The sequence below is a fragment of the Candidatus Zixiibacteriota bacterium genome, assembly GCA_036480375.1.
GTDB lineage: Bacteria > Zixibacteria > MSB-5A5 > GN15 > JAAZOE01 > JAZGGI01.
The window spans coordinates 109,256-123,932 of sequence record JAZGGI010000003.1; the positions used below are offsets into that span (position 1 = coordinate 109,256).

General features: G+C 45.2%; 16 protein-coding genes. 1 reads left to right on the plus strand and 15 read right to left on the minus strand.

Going from position 1 to position 14,677, the window contains the following annotated elements:
- Positions 1–24: 24 nt before the first annotated feature.
- From flgK to flgF, 8 genes are read right to left on the minus strand one after another with little or no spacing between them, the layout of a single operon-like run.
- Complete coding sequence (flgK, locus tag V3V99_00490) at positions 25–1,425, minus strand: flagellar hook-associated protein FlgK (GenBank protein MEE9441133.1); 1,401 nt, start codon at positions 1,423–1,425, stop codon at positions 25–27.
- 2 nt (positions 1,426–1,427) lie between these two features.
- The gene (locus V3V99_00495) at positions 1,428–1,958 is read right to left on the minus strand and encodes a flagellar protein FlgN (GenBank protein ID MEE9441134.1); all 531 of its coding nucleotides are present in this window, start codon (positions 1,956–1,958) and stop codon (positions 1,428–1,430) included.
- A gap of 29 nt (positions 1,959–1,987) precedes the next feature.
- The gene (locus tag V3V99_00500; GenBank protein ID MEE9441135.1) at positions 1,988–2,881 is read right to left on the minus strand and encodes a transglycosylase SLT domain-containing protein; all 894 of its coding nucleotides are present in this window, start codon (positions 2,879–2,881) and stop codon (positions 1,988–1,990) included.
- Entirely contained in the window at positions 2,882–3,991 is a 1,110-nt protein-coding gene (locus V3V99_00505; protein ID MEE9441136.1) for a flagellar basal body P-ring protein FlgI, read from the minus strand. It lies immediately after the preceding gene.
- A gap of 8 nt (positions 3,992–3,999) precedes the next feature.
- Positions 4,000–4,587: a flagellar basal body L-ring protein FlgH gene (locus tag V3V99_00510; GenBank protein ID MEE9441137.1), complete on the minus strand. Its 588-nt coding sequence runs from the start codon at positions 4,585–4,587 to the stop codon at positions 4,000–4,002.
- A 15-nt stretch (positions 4,588–4,602) separates the two neighbouring features.
- Positions 4,603–5,307 carry a flagellar basal body P-ring formation chaperone FlgA gene (gene flgA, locus V3V99_00515; GenBank protein MEE9441138.1) on the minus strand — a complete coding sequence of 235 codons (705 nt, stop codon included), beginning with the start codon at positions 5,305–5,307 and terminating at the stop codon, positions 4,603–4,605.
- A 2-nt stretch (positions 5,308–5,309) separates the two neighbouring features.
- Complete coding sequence (gene flgG, locus V3V99_00520) at positions 5,310–6,098, minus strand: flagellar basal-body rod protein FlgG (GenBank protein ID MEE9441139.1); 789 nt, start codon at positions 6,096–6,098, stop codon at positions 5,310–5,312.
- An 18-nt stretch (positions 6,099–6,116) separates the two neighbouring features.
- Positions 6,117–6,854 (minus strand): flagellar basal-body rod protein FlgF, encoded by a 738-nt coding sequence (gene flgF / locus V3V99_00525; protein ID MEE9441140.1) that lies wholly within the window; start codon positions 6,852–6,854, stop codon positions 6,117–6,119.
- Between the two features lie 712 nt (positions 6,855–7,566).
- On the opposite strand from flgF, the gene V3V99_00530 reads away from it, so the two are divergent.
- Positions 7,567–8,841 (plus strand): T9SS type A sorting domain-containing protein, encoded by a 1,275-nt coding sequence (locus tag V3V99_00530; GenBank protein MEE9441141.1) that lies wholly within the window; start codon positions 7,567–7,569, stop codon positions 8,839–8,841.
- Between the two features lie 61 nt (positions 8,842–8,902).
- On the opposite strand, the gene fliJ is transcribed toward V3V99_00530, so the two are convergent.
- The 7 genes from fliJ to V3V99_00565 are packed head-to-tail and all read right to left on the minus strand — an operon-like array spanning position 8,903 to position 14,675.
- Entirely contained in the window at positions 8,903–9,346 is a 444-nt protein-coding gene (fliJ, locus tag V3V99_00535) for a flagellar export protein FliJ (GenBank protein MEE9441142.1), read from the minus strand.
- Positions 9,333–10,682: a FliI/YscN family ATPase gene (locus V3V99_00540; GenBank protein ID MEE9441143.1), complete on the minus strand. Its 1,350-nt coding sequence runs from the start codon at positions 10,680–10,682 to the stop codon at positions 9,333–9,335. Before V3V99_00540 ends, fliJ begins: the two co-directional genes overlap by 14 nt.
- The gene (locus V3V99_00545) at positions 10,679–11,395 is read right to left on the minus strand and encodes a FliH/SctL family protein (protein MEE9441144.1); all 717 of its coding nucleotides are present in this window, start codon (positions 11,393–11,395) and stop codon (positions 10,679–10,681) included. The genes V3V99_00540 and V3V99_00545 overlap by 4 nt, the downstream gene beginning before the upstream one ends.
- The gene (gene fliG / locus V3V99_00550) at positions 11,388–12,404 is read right to left on the minus strand and encodes a flagellar motor switch protein FliG (GenBank protein ID MEE9441145.1); all 1,017 of its coding nucleotides are present in this window, start codon (positions 12,402–12,404) and stop codon (positions 11,388–11,390) included. Before fliG ends, V3V99_00545 begins: the two co-directional genes overlap by 8 nt.
- A 7-nt stretch (positions 12,405–12,411) precedes the next feature.
- The gene (gene fliF / locus V3V99_00555; protein ID MEE9441146.1) at positions 12,412–13,992 is read right to left on the minus strand and encodes a flagellar basal-body MS-ring/collar protein FliF; all 1,581 of its coding nucleotides are present in this window, start codon (positions 13,990–13,992) and stop codon (positions 12,412–12,414) included.
- 45 nt (positions 13,993–14,037) lie between these two features.
- Positions 14,038–14,340 (minus strand): flagellar hook-basal body complex protein FliE, encoded by a 303-nt coding sequence (gene fliE, locus V3V99_00560; protein ID MEE9441147.1) that lies wholly within the window; start codon positions 14,338–14,340, stop codon positions 14,038–14,040.
- Positions 14,337–14,675 carry a hypothetical protein gene (locus tag V3V99_00565; protein MEE9441148.1) on the minus strand — a complete coding sequence of 113 codons (339 nt, stop codon included), beginning with the start codon at positions 14,673–14,675 and terminating at the stop codon, positions 14,337–14,339. The genes fliE and V3V99_00565 overlap by 4 nt, the downstream gene beginning before the upstream one ends.
- Positions 14,676–14,677 lie beyond the last annotated feature (2 nt).

Below are 14,677 nucleotides of genomic sequence, written 5' to 3' on the forward strand. Positions count from 1 at the left end.
GTGGTGAAACTTGCTCAAAGTTTTTTAGCTCCGCCCGACTACGCCCATTCCCTGGATAACCGTGCCAAGCGCTTCATCCATTGTCGTAATGATCCTGGCGGCGGCGTTATATGCATGCTGCATTTTCACCAGATTCGCCATTTCTTCGTCAAGTGATACGCCCTGGACAGATTCCCGAGAATTGGTAATCTGCTGCATCAGGACCTCAAAATTGCTCTTGAACGTTTTCGCCTCGTGCGTTTCAACCCCAACCATGCCTACGGTGGAATTGTAATATTCCGTAATCGAGGCGTTCCCCAACGCTCCGACCAAGCCATTCCTGATATCATAGATGGCTAAAGCATTGGCGTTATCTCCGATTTCGCCGCTTAAAGAAGCGGCGATGCGCCCGGAATCCAGCGTAATGCTATTATCAATCCGGATTGTCCCGGCGGTCGTGAAAAGAGGGTTAAAAAAATTGTATCCGGTGTCGCCGTACACGTCGGTGCCAGCCCTATGAATAGCGTTTAACTCGGTCACCAATGTTTGGGCCAAATCATCCAAACGATTGCGATAACGGGGAGCAATAGTATCCCGCACATCGATTAAGCCTTTCAACTCGCCGCCTTTTAGCTTGACTGCGGTTGAAGTACCTTCCCAGACTATTTCACTTATGACTATATTGTCTTTGCTTAATTTCCGGATCTCCAACTCGTATGTATCCGCGTTTTCGACAATGGCCAGACCGCTGATAAAAACGCTGATAGTTCCATTCTTCTCTTCACGAGTCGCAACATCTACTAGTTTTGACAACTCATCGACCAAATAATCTCGCTGGTCACGCAAATCATTCGCCTTTTGTCCTCCCAGTTCTTCACTGGCTATCAATCTGTTCAGATTGGCGATTTGTTTTGCAAATTGACCAAGCTGCTCTACCCGGTTAACAATATCATTATCGGTTGATGAAATCAGTTCGGTTACCTGACGGTCCAGTATCCTGAAGGAATTGATAAGCGTCCTCGCACTGGCAACAATCTGATTGCGCGGTGTCGAGGAGTCGGCGTCTCCGGCGGCAAGAGATGACCAGCTTTCCCAGAAATTATTGAGGGCGCTTCCCAGGCTGTTATCGCTGGGTTCGGCGAAGAACGATTCTATCTGCGATAAAGATTTTTCTTTGTAGGTCCATTCGCCGAGGGACTTACTTTCCCGACGGTACTGATTGGTTAGGAACAAATCGCGAACATGGGTAATCGTTTTGGCCGTAACGCCTGATCCGATATTAAACTTAGCCATCTCAATCGGCATGGCCGAGGTAACGGTAACTCTTTGGCGGGAGTATCCGGGTGTATTGACATTGGCGAGGTTATGTCCAATCGTCGTCATTGACAACTGATGGGTGAGCAACGCTTGCTTGCCGATTTCCAATCCATGAAATAAGCCCGGCATCCCTAAACTCTCCTATCCACACCGATCGGTGCATATTCTTTTGAGATGTTCCCTTTCCCCTGGTATATATCCTTTTGGGCCGGAATACGCCCGATTGATTCCATTGTATTTCGAATCTGATCCATTGACTGTTTTATCAAAAGACCGTTGCGCATTCGGGTTTCCTCGATCTGCGAATATAAACTCAACACCGTTTCCCGCAGGGTTCTCAATTGGGTCGAGCGGGACCTGTCGGTCATTTCACAAATTCGCAATACATTCAAATCCGCTTGCGCGCCTTCCCGTCTCTGAATTGTCTCCACTATCTCCGCACGTTCATCTTCCAGATGCTTTGATTCCAACGCGATTTTTTGTAATTGGGATGTTACCGATTGCAATTCTTCAGTATTATTTTCGACCAGCGCCTTTTGCTGTATTTCCAGTAATTCAAGGAATTTCTCGAACAATATCGCTTCACTGCCGATGACGCTGATGAGTCTATCCAATAGTTTTTCTATGGTTCCATCCATATATTTATATTCGGTATTTTTCATAATTCTCTTTAGCCCAAAGTTTTAATCGATTACTCCTTTTTGTTTATCTGGAGTTTATCCAATACTCTTTCAATATATTTTTCTGTTTCAGGATACGGTGGAACACCGTTGAATTTTGAAACGGTTCCGGGCCCGGCATTATACGCGGCCAAAGCCAACTTTAAGTTTCCACCAAAATTATCGAGCATTTTTCTGAGATATTTGGCGCCGCCCATGATATTCTGCTCTGGATCAAAACTATCGCTGACGCCCATTTCGACGGCGGTTGTGTCGGTCAATTGCATTAAGCCTTTGGCGCCTTTATGTGAAATCGCGTCAGGGCGTCCCCCTGATTCCACCAGAATTACAGAATAGACTAATTGGGGATTAAGATCGTATTTTCGAGAAGCGGCACCGATGCTTTGTCCGAATTCGGAAAGGATTGGATCATTTGAAATTGGCGGCTTGCGAATAATCGATGGAGACATTGAGCTTTCAGTTTTTTCAACCTGCCTCCCATTTGCCTTATTTGAACCTATCCTGCCGCCGGAGGAGTTTCGATATCGTGGCAAATTTAAAATATCAGTGCTGATTTCTTTATCAGCATTATTTTCGGAATTTTCGGTCGCTTCAAGCTGGGTCACCAATGATTTATAAAGTATATCGGCCAGACTATTAGTTGAGCTTCCCGAAACTTTTCGAGCCAACTGTTCGTCAAACATTTCTGTATAAATGCCCTGGCCGAGTCCACCCGATGTCAAATCCGATTTCGGAATTGTCTTGCGCATCGCCTTGAGCATATGTAAAACAAAATATGATTCAAATTCTTTAGTCGCTTTGCGCAATCGATGCTTTTTAATCTCCAATGATTCATCACCGGAGATTTTTCCGAACGACTGTTTTTTAATCGCTCCCAGGTTCATTTCTGAAGGACTAATTTTCATTTACATCAACACCAATTCGGCTCGTAAAGCCCCGGTTTCCTTTAAGGCCTGGAAGATAGCGATAATATCCCTCGGAGTCGCTCCAATGCTGTTGAGGGCGCTGGCAATCTGTGAAATTGTAACGATCTCAGGCAACTGAATAATTCGCGCCAACTCCTCTTCGACCGACAAGCGCGATTCGGATGTGACAACCGTCTCCCCATCGGAAAAAGGATCCGGCTGCGATATGACCGGCAGAGTTCTGATATTTATTGTTATGTTACCATGAGCCATGGCTACAGGCGAAATCGATACATTTTGGCCTGCCACAATCGTACCGGTTTTTTCATTGATGACAATTTTGGCAACCACGTCGGGAGAAACCCGCAAGCGGCCCACGCGGGATATGAAATTTATTTTATCATTTGGATGTGCCAGTGAATCGGGGACCCTGACTCTGACGGTTCCTTCATCAATAGCATAAGCGCAAAGGCCGTACTTCTTGTTAATCTCGTTGACTATTCGTGATGAAGTCGTATAATCAGGATTGATTAGCGACAGGAATAAATCCTTATTATTTCCAGTTTCGGGAGGTTGGCGTTCGACTAAAGCCCCGTTGGGAACTCGTCCAACCAGAGTATAATTGTTCACGATCTTATTGCCGTCTTCCAATTGAACATTAAAACCGCCAATCGACACCGCACCCTGAGCCACCGCATAAACGGTCCCGTCTATCGATGAAAGAGGCGTCATCAAAAGAGTTCCACCTTGTAATGATGAAGCGTCCCCGACCGACGATACGGTCACGTCTATTCGTGAGCCCGGTTTGGAGGCCCCGGTGATTTTGGCCGTCACCATGACGGCGGCGACGTTTTTGACTTTTACCTGTTTGGCATCAACGGTCAACCCCATTCGTTCCATCATATTGACAAGAGCCTGAATGGTAAACTGGGTACCTTTGCCATCACCGCTGCCGTCAAGACCGATAATGAGACCGTAACCGATCAAATCCATTTCGGCGTCGCTCTGAATCCGGGAGATATCTTTGATGCGCACTGAAGAGCCCATAACCGAAGCGCCCAGCAGGCTCAGGAGAACAACGAATGTCAGAATTTTCTTAAGTAAATCCATAATTCCTCCTAAAACAACCAGTTAAGAAATCGCATAATCGGTCCCGGGCGGCTGGCGTCGGTAATCGCTCCTTTGCCGCGATACGATATTTGCGCGTCGGCAATCAAATACGATTCGATGCTGTTATCCGGGTTAATGTCGCGCTGACGAACCACTCCGCTGAGAGTCAATGTCTCTCGGTCATTGGAAATTCCAATGGTGCGCGTGCCTTCGATAACCAGATCGCCGTTTTCTTTGACGGCCATAACGGTCACGGACATTTTGGCTCTTAAATTTCGATTACGGAGATTTTCACCCTTGCCGTCAAAACTGTTTTTATTTTCGCCCTTGACGCCGAAGAGCGGGATAAAATCGAGGATACCTGTGCCGGGACCGCCGGATGTCTCGAATTTTCCTGCTTTTTCGATTTTACTTTCCGATTTATTGGTGGCTTGCGTGTTTTCATAAATGTTGACGGTAAGAATATCACCGACTTTATGCGCCTTTATATCCGAAAACAGAGAAGCAGCCTGACCAAAATCGCCGCCGTAAATTTTGAGAGTAAACGGCAGAAGCAACATAACCGCGGTGATGATAAGAATTCGTTTTATATTCATCTGACCCTCCATGGTTCAGAGCGTTATTTCCACTACTCCGGGAGATGTTATCTTCCCCATAATTATTTTTTTGGAATCGATATTTTTGACTTTGATCGATTCCCCGATATATCCTCTCTGAAGCGCCATTCCCTTGGCGCGTATTTCAAATATACCGGACGAGGCTATGATCGAGACCGGCATTCCGTTTTCCACATCGGGGATTTTTTCAATTTTATTCAAAGAAACATACCGACCTTCACTCAAGTTTTGCCTGGCCCGGATATTTTCCATTTGAGAAAGATCGGTGAGCATTTTTTCCCTTATTGACGTCACATCGAATCGCTTCAGACTGAACATTTGAGGAGTCAGAATATCGTTGCGACTAATCCGCCGGATTGGAACCGGCAGGTCAGCAAAAATCCGAACTTCAAGCGTAACCGACCCTTTCCCTGTCATGGCATCATCTCGATAAATCTCGACTCGCATTGGGAAACGTCCCCGGGGATTGGATTGCGTTAGGGGGTAAGCCTGAATATCGCATGAAGATAAATCATCAAGCCTGGCAGCGCATCTGATTAGTCGTATCTCTACGTCATCCGAATTAAGCTCATAATCAGAAACGATTTTTTCGGCGAGATATGTTTCGAGATATTGAATATCTTCTTTGCTATTCTCAGCCATTAATACGGCCGGCATAATCATCAGGCAAATTACCGCAATCAAAGCTGTTCTTCTCATAATTACCTCTTCAGATTGTTCACAACTTGCGTCATGTCATCGGATGTTTGGATAACTTTGGAGTTTATCTCATAGGCTCGTTGTGCCATAATCATATTTACCATTTCATCGACGACCGAAACGTTGGAAGTTTCCAGATGCCCCTGCTCGACCGGGCCGAATCCTTCCGAACCGGGGTTACCGGTAATCGGAGTGCCCGAGGCGGGGGTTTCAATAAAGATATTGTGACCTACCGCCGACAATCCGGCCGGGTTGATAAATTTCGCCAATTCAATCTGACCTACCTGTTGCGGAGTATCGTTCCCGACAATAAGGACAAACACCTGACCATCAATGCCGATCGATAAATCCGTCGCATCCTGCGGTACGGTAATATTGGGGGTCATTATAAAACCGTCAGACGTTACAAACTGACCGTCAGCGCTGAGCTTAAACGATCCATCACGGGAATATCCGGTGGTACCATCCGGCATTTGAACCTGAAAAAAACCGTTGCCACCAATCGCCATATCGGTCGCGCTCTTTGTGATTTGCACCGAACCCGGACTAAACTCACGCATTGTTGCGACCGCACGGGATCCATAACCGATATCAAGATTAGTGGGGATAATCGCGCCGACAGCAGAAGGCGTCCCTGCCCGCCGGAAATTCTGGTATAGAATATCCTGAAATTCTACCCTTGATTTCTTGAATGCCGTGGTATTGACGTTTGCCAGGTTATTGGCAATGTTGTCAATATTAGTCTGCTGAGCGACCATTCCCGTCGCCGCCGTGTTCATGGCCTTAATCATGATAAATTCCTTTATTTGTTACATTCGTGTTTTGCCTACTTGAGTAAATAGCGTCTTTAGACTCTCATCCTGGGATTGAATCATCCGCGCCCCGGTTTCAAAATTACGAAGGGTAATTATCATCCCCACCATTTCCTTGATAACGTTAATATTGGAGTTTTCCAGAAATCCCTGCCGAACTGAGAATCCTTCAGCCGGCAACGGTCCGGCATCCTCGGGAGCCATAAATCCGGAACTACCGACTTTTCCCAGAATGCTTTTATCTTCAAAGTTCACTATCTGCAGGCGATCGGTGATATTTCCATCTATCATCAACTGACCGGATTCATTAATCTCAACCATGCCGCCAGCAGCCTCAATCGGGCCACCCTCTCCCATCACGCGAAAACCGCTGCTGCTAATTAAAAAACCCTCGATGTCCACAGAGAAGCTTCCGTTACGGGAATACTGGCGATCTCCTCCGTCGATGCTTTCCAGAACAAAAAATCCTTCGCCCTCAATAGCGACATCGAGCGGATTTCCGGTTTTATTGAAAGTCCCTTGCGAGTAATCAGTGTATATTTGGTCAATCATTGGAGTTTGCCAGTCTGATTTTCTCGGCAATATCGATTTGGTTGCGGTATCGAGTTCCTTTATAAAAGTCGAGTCTTTTTTATATCCGGGCGTTGAAGCATTGGCGATATTGTTGGCGGTAATTTCCTGCTTCTTCATTCTGGGAACCATACCGGACGCGGCTTTATATATACCCTTAATCATAGATATTCCTCCAATTCCATCATAGGCAAGGACTGTGCCGCAAAAGCGTCAACCGAGCAATGCCTCTAACCAATTATTGTACTGTGACTTACAATTATTTATAAGAATGGGGATATATTATGGAATTGGAATTTCGGAAAAAATCTCCCGAGTGGGATTGAAGATTTTTCCTTAAGCTTTGGATAAATCGGATTTGAGAGAAGGGGGCAAACTATATTTGGCCTTGGTTTTATCGATCATTTTGTCAACGGCCTTATCGAACATCAGGCGACTGCAAAACCTGTTATTGGACTTTTGGTAAAGTACACAATCGGATTTATATCCATAACATTCGAGGGCATCAGCGAGATAACAACATTTTAGGAAAGCGCATCTTTCGGTTTTTTTAGGCATTGCGGTCCGTCGAGTCTTAAGGGTCAGTTTCATAAAAATGTTATCGTCATAAATCAAAACAAGTTAAACGCTTTTTTCAATTTGGTGACAGAAAATTCTCTTTACGCAATTTATTGCATAAAACTCGACAACTGAGAAGCGCAATATTTGCTTGAAAACGAGAAAAAATGTGTTATATTTGTTCGGGTAAATCTAACTTCTTTATGTAGGCCTAATTACGTAGTTCTTCTACATTACAGGGATGGAAGCCTTCTTAGTCGTTAATTATAGCATAATTTTTGCTGAAGAAAGCAATTAGGTGTATGAGATTGGCAGAAATATGTTAAAGAGCGCGCTATTCATTTCCGCGCTATTAGGACTCTTGATCTCCCCCGCCGGCGCAATCAATCCGGTCAGTGAGACTGATACGCTTTGGATTGATACTATTTCGGCTCATTCGGGGCAAAAAGTCATTTTGGGCGTTTATTTTTCCAACGCCGAGAAAATAACGGGAATAGACGCACCTCTCGCCTATTTCTACCCCGATCTAATTGTCGATTCGGTGTCATTCGCGGGAAGCAGGGCTGAAGGTAGATTAACGACGCTGGGTATTATTGATTCGGCGCTTGCCCAGGTTCATATCGGAGCTCTTGAATTTACCCTGGATGATACTTACATCGATTCCGGGCGTGGGCTCCTGGCCCGATTATTCGTCACTATTCCAGACGGTTATCCGCAGCGGATGATTTATTTCGACACAACGACCGTAAATACCGAACTGACTTTTGTTCTATACACCAATGAATGGTTCACCCCCAATTTCAACCGGGGCCACATTAACAACACTTTTGCTCCCGCGCTGAATGATTCTATTTGGTTCGACAATGTGGAAACGCGAGCCGGCGAGAATTTTGAGGTTACCGTATATGGGTTAACCGAAATCGGTCTTAGTAAAATAGTTTTGCCATTTACGTACACCTCGGACAATCTCTTTATCGATTCGATTTCAATCGCCGACACGCGGTCACAGAATGCCGCCAACCTGAGTACTCTCATTGATAATAATCTCAAACAGGCATTATTGAGTATAGACTTCTTTGACACTCAGCTTCTTCCCCCGGGTACGGGCCCTCTGGCAAAAATATATTTTTCGTGTGTTACGACCGGGACGACTCCCTTTGTCGTTCTTGACACCATGATGGCATCCGATCTGGAAATGCTGGTTCACCTCGGCCCTATTTATGATTATGTCAAAGCCTATCCGGCTTTCTCGACGGGGTCAATTATTATCGATATGACAACGGATATTAATAATGAATCAACTACCGCCCTTCCCGGCACTTTATACCTGGCCCAAAATTATCCTAATCCATTTAACCCAACCACTACCTTCCGATTTGGATTACCCCAACAATCAAAAGTCTATCTTGAAGTTTTCAATATACTGGGGCAAAGGATTAGAATTTTGCATTCCGGAATTATGCCGGCCGGGGAACAGGAAATCGTCTTTGACGGGAAAAATGACCAGGGTCATGCCATTTCCTCCGGAATTTATTTTTACCGGCTTAAAGCGGATGACAAAACTCTAATTCGAAAAATGCTACTCGTTAAGTAATGCGAGCTCAAATAAAAAACCCCGACCGAGGCCGGGGCTTTTTTTATTAATGTAGAGAGGATTATTTATTTCTTAAAAACATCGTCTGACCGATATCGTCATTTTCTTTTTGCGTCAATAAATTCATTTCGACTGTGTACTTATCCAGATGACGCTCTCTCAACTTTTCATAGATCTTTCTTTGCTTCGTCGCCTCAATCAAAACCTTTCGTCTCTTCCCCAATTCTTCTCTTATATTGGCCAATAATTCTCGTCCGCCAATTTCCATTTGTTTCAATTTCATGTAATATCTGGAGTATCGTGTTAGTAGATTGGCGTCTAATTTCCCGGTTAGTAATTTCTTCTCCCGTTTTTGGTAATTGGCTCTATCGTCCAGAACTTCAAGTATTTTCAGTTTTTGTTTTTGCTCAAAATCAACCACCTCGGCCAGTTCCCGTTGCTTTTGTTTTTCGAGATGTTTTTTAAATGAGAGAACTTTTTCGAATCTATACTTAAACCTTTTCAACGGCCTTTTCGCTTTCATTTTCCGGTATTTCAATCAATGACGGCAAGGTTTCAATAGCCTCGCCCGGATCAGCCTGTTCATGTATCCCCTGTTTCATGAAGTCATTTATTCTGTCATTACAGTAAATCGAGTCATCGATTTTTTGGGAAGAACCTTTTACGTAGGCGCCGATATTTATCAAATCCTCGGCATCGCGATAGGTCGCCAGGAGTTCCTTGATTCGTCCCGCCGATTTTTTATGCTCTTCGTTCGCGACCTGTGGCATCAAACGACTAACCGAGTCAAGAACATCCACGGCCGGATAATGATTACGGGATGCCAGTGGCCGAGATAAAACTATATGACCGTCGATTACCGACCTGACCGCGTCTGAAATCGGTTCATTAAAATCATCACCTTCTACCAGTACAGTATATAAACCGGTAATCGAACCTATAGTCCCCGGCCCTGAACGCTCCAGGATTTTGGGCAGTATCGCGAATACTGAGGGAGGATAACCTTTGGTCGCCGGAGGTTCACCGATTGATAAACCGACTTCTCTTTGAGCCATCGCTACCCGGGTCAATGAATCGACTAACAGCATAACATCTTTCCCCTGATCTCTGAAATATTCCGCGATTGTAGTCGCCGTTAATATACCTTTGAGGCGGATTAAGGCCGGTTCATCTGATGTAACCGCGACGACTACCGCTCGTTGCAATCCCTCCGGTCCCAGATCATTTTCAATAAATTCTTTTACTTCCCGGCTGCGCTCGCCCACTAACCCAATTACGGTTACATCGGCGCTGGTACCTCGCGCGATCATCCCCATCATGATCGATTTACCGACACCGGAGCCGGAAAATATGCCCAATCTCTGGCCCTTGCCACAGGTGACCATAGTATCGATAGCCCTGATTCCGGTATAAAGAGGTTCTGTGATTCGTGTTCTTTTCAAACTTGCCGGAGGCTGTGAATATAATAACCTGTTATACGAACTTATAATCGGACCCTTATCATCTATAGGATTTCCTAAACCATCCAATATGCGCCCCAAAAGCTGATCGCCGACCGGCACACCCAATTGTTCGCCGGTACTGGTCACAATGGAACCGGGAGTGATGCCCTGGATACTTCCCAGCGGCATAAGAAAAATAGTATGTTCCTTAAATCCGACAACTTCGGCCGGAACCGACAATTCCGAATTGGCCGATTCAATGCGGCACAAAGATCCCACCGGAACCGCGGGGCCCTTTGATTCAACTACCAGTCCAGCGACGCGGCTTACAGTACCAAATTGCTTTATCAGGCGCAAAGAATCAATCTTACTACCGTAATAATCGTACTCAATTTTCACTCTGGAGAATCCTCACCATCGATCAAGGCTTGTTTAATCACATCGTACATCGATTCGAGTCGGGCATCGATATCTCCGGATGGAGTTTCTATAAAGCAACCGCCTACCCTAATACGCGGATCAGGCTCAATGTTAAATTCTTTGATGGCCGTATTGCTACCCATAAATTTATCGATATGTTGTTCCAGTTCGGCCAAGTGACCTGGATGGACTTTAACCTTGATATTCCTTTTATCGAGCAATTGCTCAATCGTTCCTGAAATAATTGACATTGTGATTTGAGGATCGAATTCTGCCGCAGCAAAAGTCAGTTTTTGGGAAATTTTCAATATTAATTCAAGGATTTTGTTTTTGGCATCGGCCAATATCTGATGTCGCTGATTAGTGATATCGGATAAAACACCGCTCAGCGACGCGACAATTTGACGGGCTTCTTCCAGACCCTCATGTTGACCTCGTTCATGGCCAGACTTTTGTCCTTCTTCATAACCCTTGCTATAAGCTCCTTTAACTTCCTGCCGGAATTTATCATCAAGTTGAATAATATCCTGCAAAGGAACCTGTTTTTTTCCTTCGGCTGAAGTCATGACCATCAATCCCGGATATTTCTTTTGCAGTAACATTTCGGCCTTTTCTTCGGCCTCACGGTCAATTGAATATTCTCCAATCAGCACTCTGGCGTCGGTTAGCGGAATGGATAAAACCTTAGACAATGATATCTTCCTTTCCACCGCGACCGGCAATAACCAATTGGCCTTCTTCCTCAAGTCGGCGTACCGATTCAACAATTCTCTGCTGCGCCGTTTCAACGTCTGTCAAACGCATCGGACCCATAAATTCCATTTCTTCCTTGATCAACACAGCCACACGTTCGGATACATTGGCGAAAATCTTGTTCTTCACTTCTTCGGATGCGGCTTTGAGAGATATCGCCAGGTCTTTAGTCTCGACTTCTTTAAGAAGTCTTTGGATACCACGATCATCAAGCAGAATAAGATCATCAAAGACGAACATCATGTTTTTAATTTCCGCCGCCAAATCGGCATCCTCGGCTTCAATCGCCTGCAAAATATTTTTTTCCGATGCGGTTTCAATCAGGTTCAATATCTCGGCAATCGTTTTGGCGCCGCCTGATACCGACAAATCACGCCCGGCGCTGTCAGCGAAATGCCCCTGTAAAGTTATCTCCACCTCCTTAAGAACACCGGGAGATATCTTTTCCATATTTGCGACTCGCAGAGCTACTTCAGCCTGTAATTCGGGAGGCAATTCGGACATTACACCGGCCGCCTGCTGGGGAACCAGCTGAGTTAATATTAATGATATCGTCTGGGGATGCTCATTGCGGATAAAGTTCACCAATTGCTGGGGATCAATATTTTTCAGCAGGTTAAAACCTGAGGTTCTCAAAGATGATTCCAGACGATTGAGAATATCAAGGGCCCGTCTCCCACCGACAGCTTTTTCCAGAATATCTTTGGCAAAATCAATGCCGCCTTGAGATACATACTGGCGGGCCATAAAGATATCATGGCATTCTTTTATAACCTGCTCTTCCACATCGGGCGGGACTTCGCGCAGATTGGCTATCTCAACCGTAATTCTTTCCAGGTCCTGTTCATTTAATGATTTCAGGACTAAAGAAGATACTTCCGTTCCAAAAGCAACCAGCGCGATGGCGGCCTTTTGACTCGCTGTTAAATCTTCATAAGTTGGAGGCATATCTCACCTAATCAACATCAACCATTAGAGTTTTTATGACTTTGGCAATCTCATCAGGCTTATCTTTAGCCACTTTTTGCATCCTGTCGATGAGTTTGGGTTGCCGTTTCTTAATTTCTATTTCTTCAATTTCCATAAGCTCTTCTTCCGTTTTTGCGCTGTCTGAAACAACTCCGGATTTTGATTCTCCAAAACGGACCGGAGCGGAGGGTATAATCTTTCCAATGCTTTCAAAGAGCTTTTTAATTTTCTTGCGAAGATAAAGGAGAGCTAACAAAGCGGCCAGAACTATAAATACTTTCTTGCCTATATCATAATAAAACTCCCGCGTGTATTGTTCGTCGAGAGATTTTTGCTGCTCAGTCATGTACGTCTTATCAAAAGCGATATTGACAATTTCAATCTGGTCATTTCTTTCCGATGTGAAACCGACAGCATTTTTGACAATTGCCGACAAACGGTCAATCTCTTCCTGAGGACGAGGTTCATAGACCAATTCCTCAACGCCGTCAGCATCTTCAATCATCTGATATGAGCCATCAAGTAAAACGGCAATTGATAGGCGGCTAATATTGCCCACGGCGTTACTAACTGATTCAATCGTCTTGGAAACTTCGTAATTAGTAACCGTAACTTCGGAATTATTTTCTTCGCTGTTTTCAGCGTCCTCAGCCGCCTTCTGGGTTGCCTTACCTGTATTTTCCGTTTTTTGTTCCGACCTGACTGCCGCCATATTGGGGTCATAATTTTCTGAGGTCCGCGCATATTGCTGGAAATTCAATTCGGCCGTTATGCGAACGATCGCTTTTCCGGGACCGAGGACACCGTCAAGCATTGTCTGCGCTTTTCGCTCCAAATCGTTTTCAACCGACCGGGTCATTTCCAATTGATTGGAAGTCATTGCCGCCACTTCATTATCACCGCTACCGGATGAGATCATATTGCCGTCATAGTCAATAATCGTAATGTTATTGGCCTTCAGACCTTCAACTGACGCTGCCACCAGATGAGTAATCCCGTTGACCTGCTTTTTGCTAAGCCCACCCGAATGTCTCAGTTTCAAAACGACCGATGCGGTCGCCTCCCGCTGCTGATCGGAAAATAATTTTTCCTCCGGGATAACAATATGTATTCGCGCCGTCTGGACCTCGCGCAATGATGATATGGTTTTTGCCAATTCACCCTCAAGAGCCCGCCGAAAATTCAATTGCTGCAAAAATTCGGTCATTCCCAGATTGGTTTCGTCAAAAATCGAGTATCCGACATTTCCGGAATTGGGCAACCCTTGCGAGGCCAGGGATAATCGGGCTTCATGCAAATCCGTTTCGGGAACTTCAATCGCGGTTCCTCCGGCGGTGATTTTATACGAAACACCGTTATCGGCCAAATACCGAGTAATCTCGGCGGCCTCGGCCGCCTCAAGATTAGTATATAACGGTTGATATGTTACCGAGCCGACCCACCCGGCAACGGTGACAATACCAAAGATGAAACCCACGACGACAGCCACGAGCATTACGACCTGACCCAATGTCATTTGTTTAACGATATCGGCCAGGTGTCCAATAACCTGTTTAAGATATTCCATATCAAATCCTATTTGAAATGAATATCAGATTCAGATACCGTATGTTTACATCGGCATCCGCACAATTTCCTGATAAGCTTCCAACAGTTTCTTCCTGATTTCCAATAAAAGATCAAAAGATATTCCCGCCTTCTCCGCGGCAATCATCACCTGATGCAACTCAGCCGCCTCTCCCCGGATCAATTTGTCCTGGGCCTCTCCGGCTTCCAATTGCATGTCATTGACACTTTGAATGGCTTTGGATAAAAAATCGCCAAAACCTTCTCCATCAGGCTTATTAACCTTAATTTGATCTTTACCGGGAAATTCCGGAAGAATCGGCCGTGTAATTAAACCTATCTTGCTCATCCCGTCAAATCCACTTTCAGACCGGTGATGCTGCTTCCATGCGTGCAAGCGTTGCGCCCGTAAATTTGATTGGATTCGGCCGAATCCCCAAAACGGGCAAAACTCTTAACCAACGCCGCGTTTTCATCCGCGGTCAGTATATTACTGAGAACCGAAGGCGAACTTTCAACGCGAATCGCCCCGGTTTCTCCTGACTTTTGGCCGGTTAGAACAATCTTCTCGGCTTCCTGAGCCTTTTTAAGATCAAACTTCTCCTGTGAACCGGCTTGGTCTTTTTTCGCTGATTGACTTCCGGCCTGGCGATATGCCTCGACCGGAACAGTATTAATCTTCACTT

Excerpts from the sequence above, each read along its gene's own strand:
- flgK (MEE9441133.1), bottom strand. The coding sequence starts at position 1,425 with ATGCCGGGCTTATTTCATGGATTGGAAATCGGCAAGCAAGCGTTGCTC.
- V3V99_00495 (MEE9441134.1), bottom strand. The coding sequence starts at position 1,958 with ATGAAAAATACCGAATATAAATATATGGATGGAACCATAGAAAAACTA.
- V3V99_00500 (MEE9441135.1), bottom strand. The coding sequence starts at position 2,881 with ATGAAAATTAGTCCTTCAGAAATGAACCTGGGAGCGATTAAAAAACAG.
- V3V99_00505 (MEE9441136.1), bottom strand. The coding sequence starts at position 3,991 with ATGGATTTACTTAAGAAAATTCTGACATTCGTTGTTCTCCTGAGCCTG.
- V3V99_00510 (MEE9441137.1), bottom strand. The coding sequence starts at position 4,587 with ATGAATATAAAACGAATTCTTATCATCACCGCGGTTATGTTGCTTCTG.
- flgA (MEE9441138.1), bottom strand. The coding sequence starts at position 5,307 with ATGAGAAGAACAGCTTTGATTGCGGTAATTTGCCTGATGATTATGCCG.
- flgG (MEE9441139.1), bottom strand. The coding sequence starts at position 6,098 with ATGATTAAGGCCATGAACACGGCGGCGACGGGAATGGTCGCTCAGCAG.
- flgF (MEE9441140.1), bottom strand. The coding sequence starts at position 6,854 with ATGATTAAGGGTATATATAAAGCCGCGTCCGGTATGGTTCCCAGAATG.
- V3V99_00530 (MEE9441141.1), top strand. The coding sequence starts at position 7,567 with ATGTTAAAGAGCGCGCTATTCATTTCCGCGCTATTAGGACTCTTGATC.
- fliG (MEE9441145.1), bottom strand. The coding sequence starts at position 12,404 with ATGCCTCCAACTTATGAAGATTTAACAGCGAGTCAAAAGGCCGCCATC.
- fliF (MEE9441146.1), bottom strand. The coding sequence starts at position 13,992 with ATGGAATATCTTAAACAGGTTATTGGACACCTGGCCGATATCGTTAAA.
- fliE (MEE9441147.1), bottom strand. The coding sequence starts at position 14,340 with ATGAGCAAGATAGGTTTAATTACACGGCCGATTCTTCCGGAATTTCCC.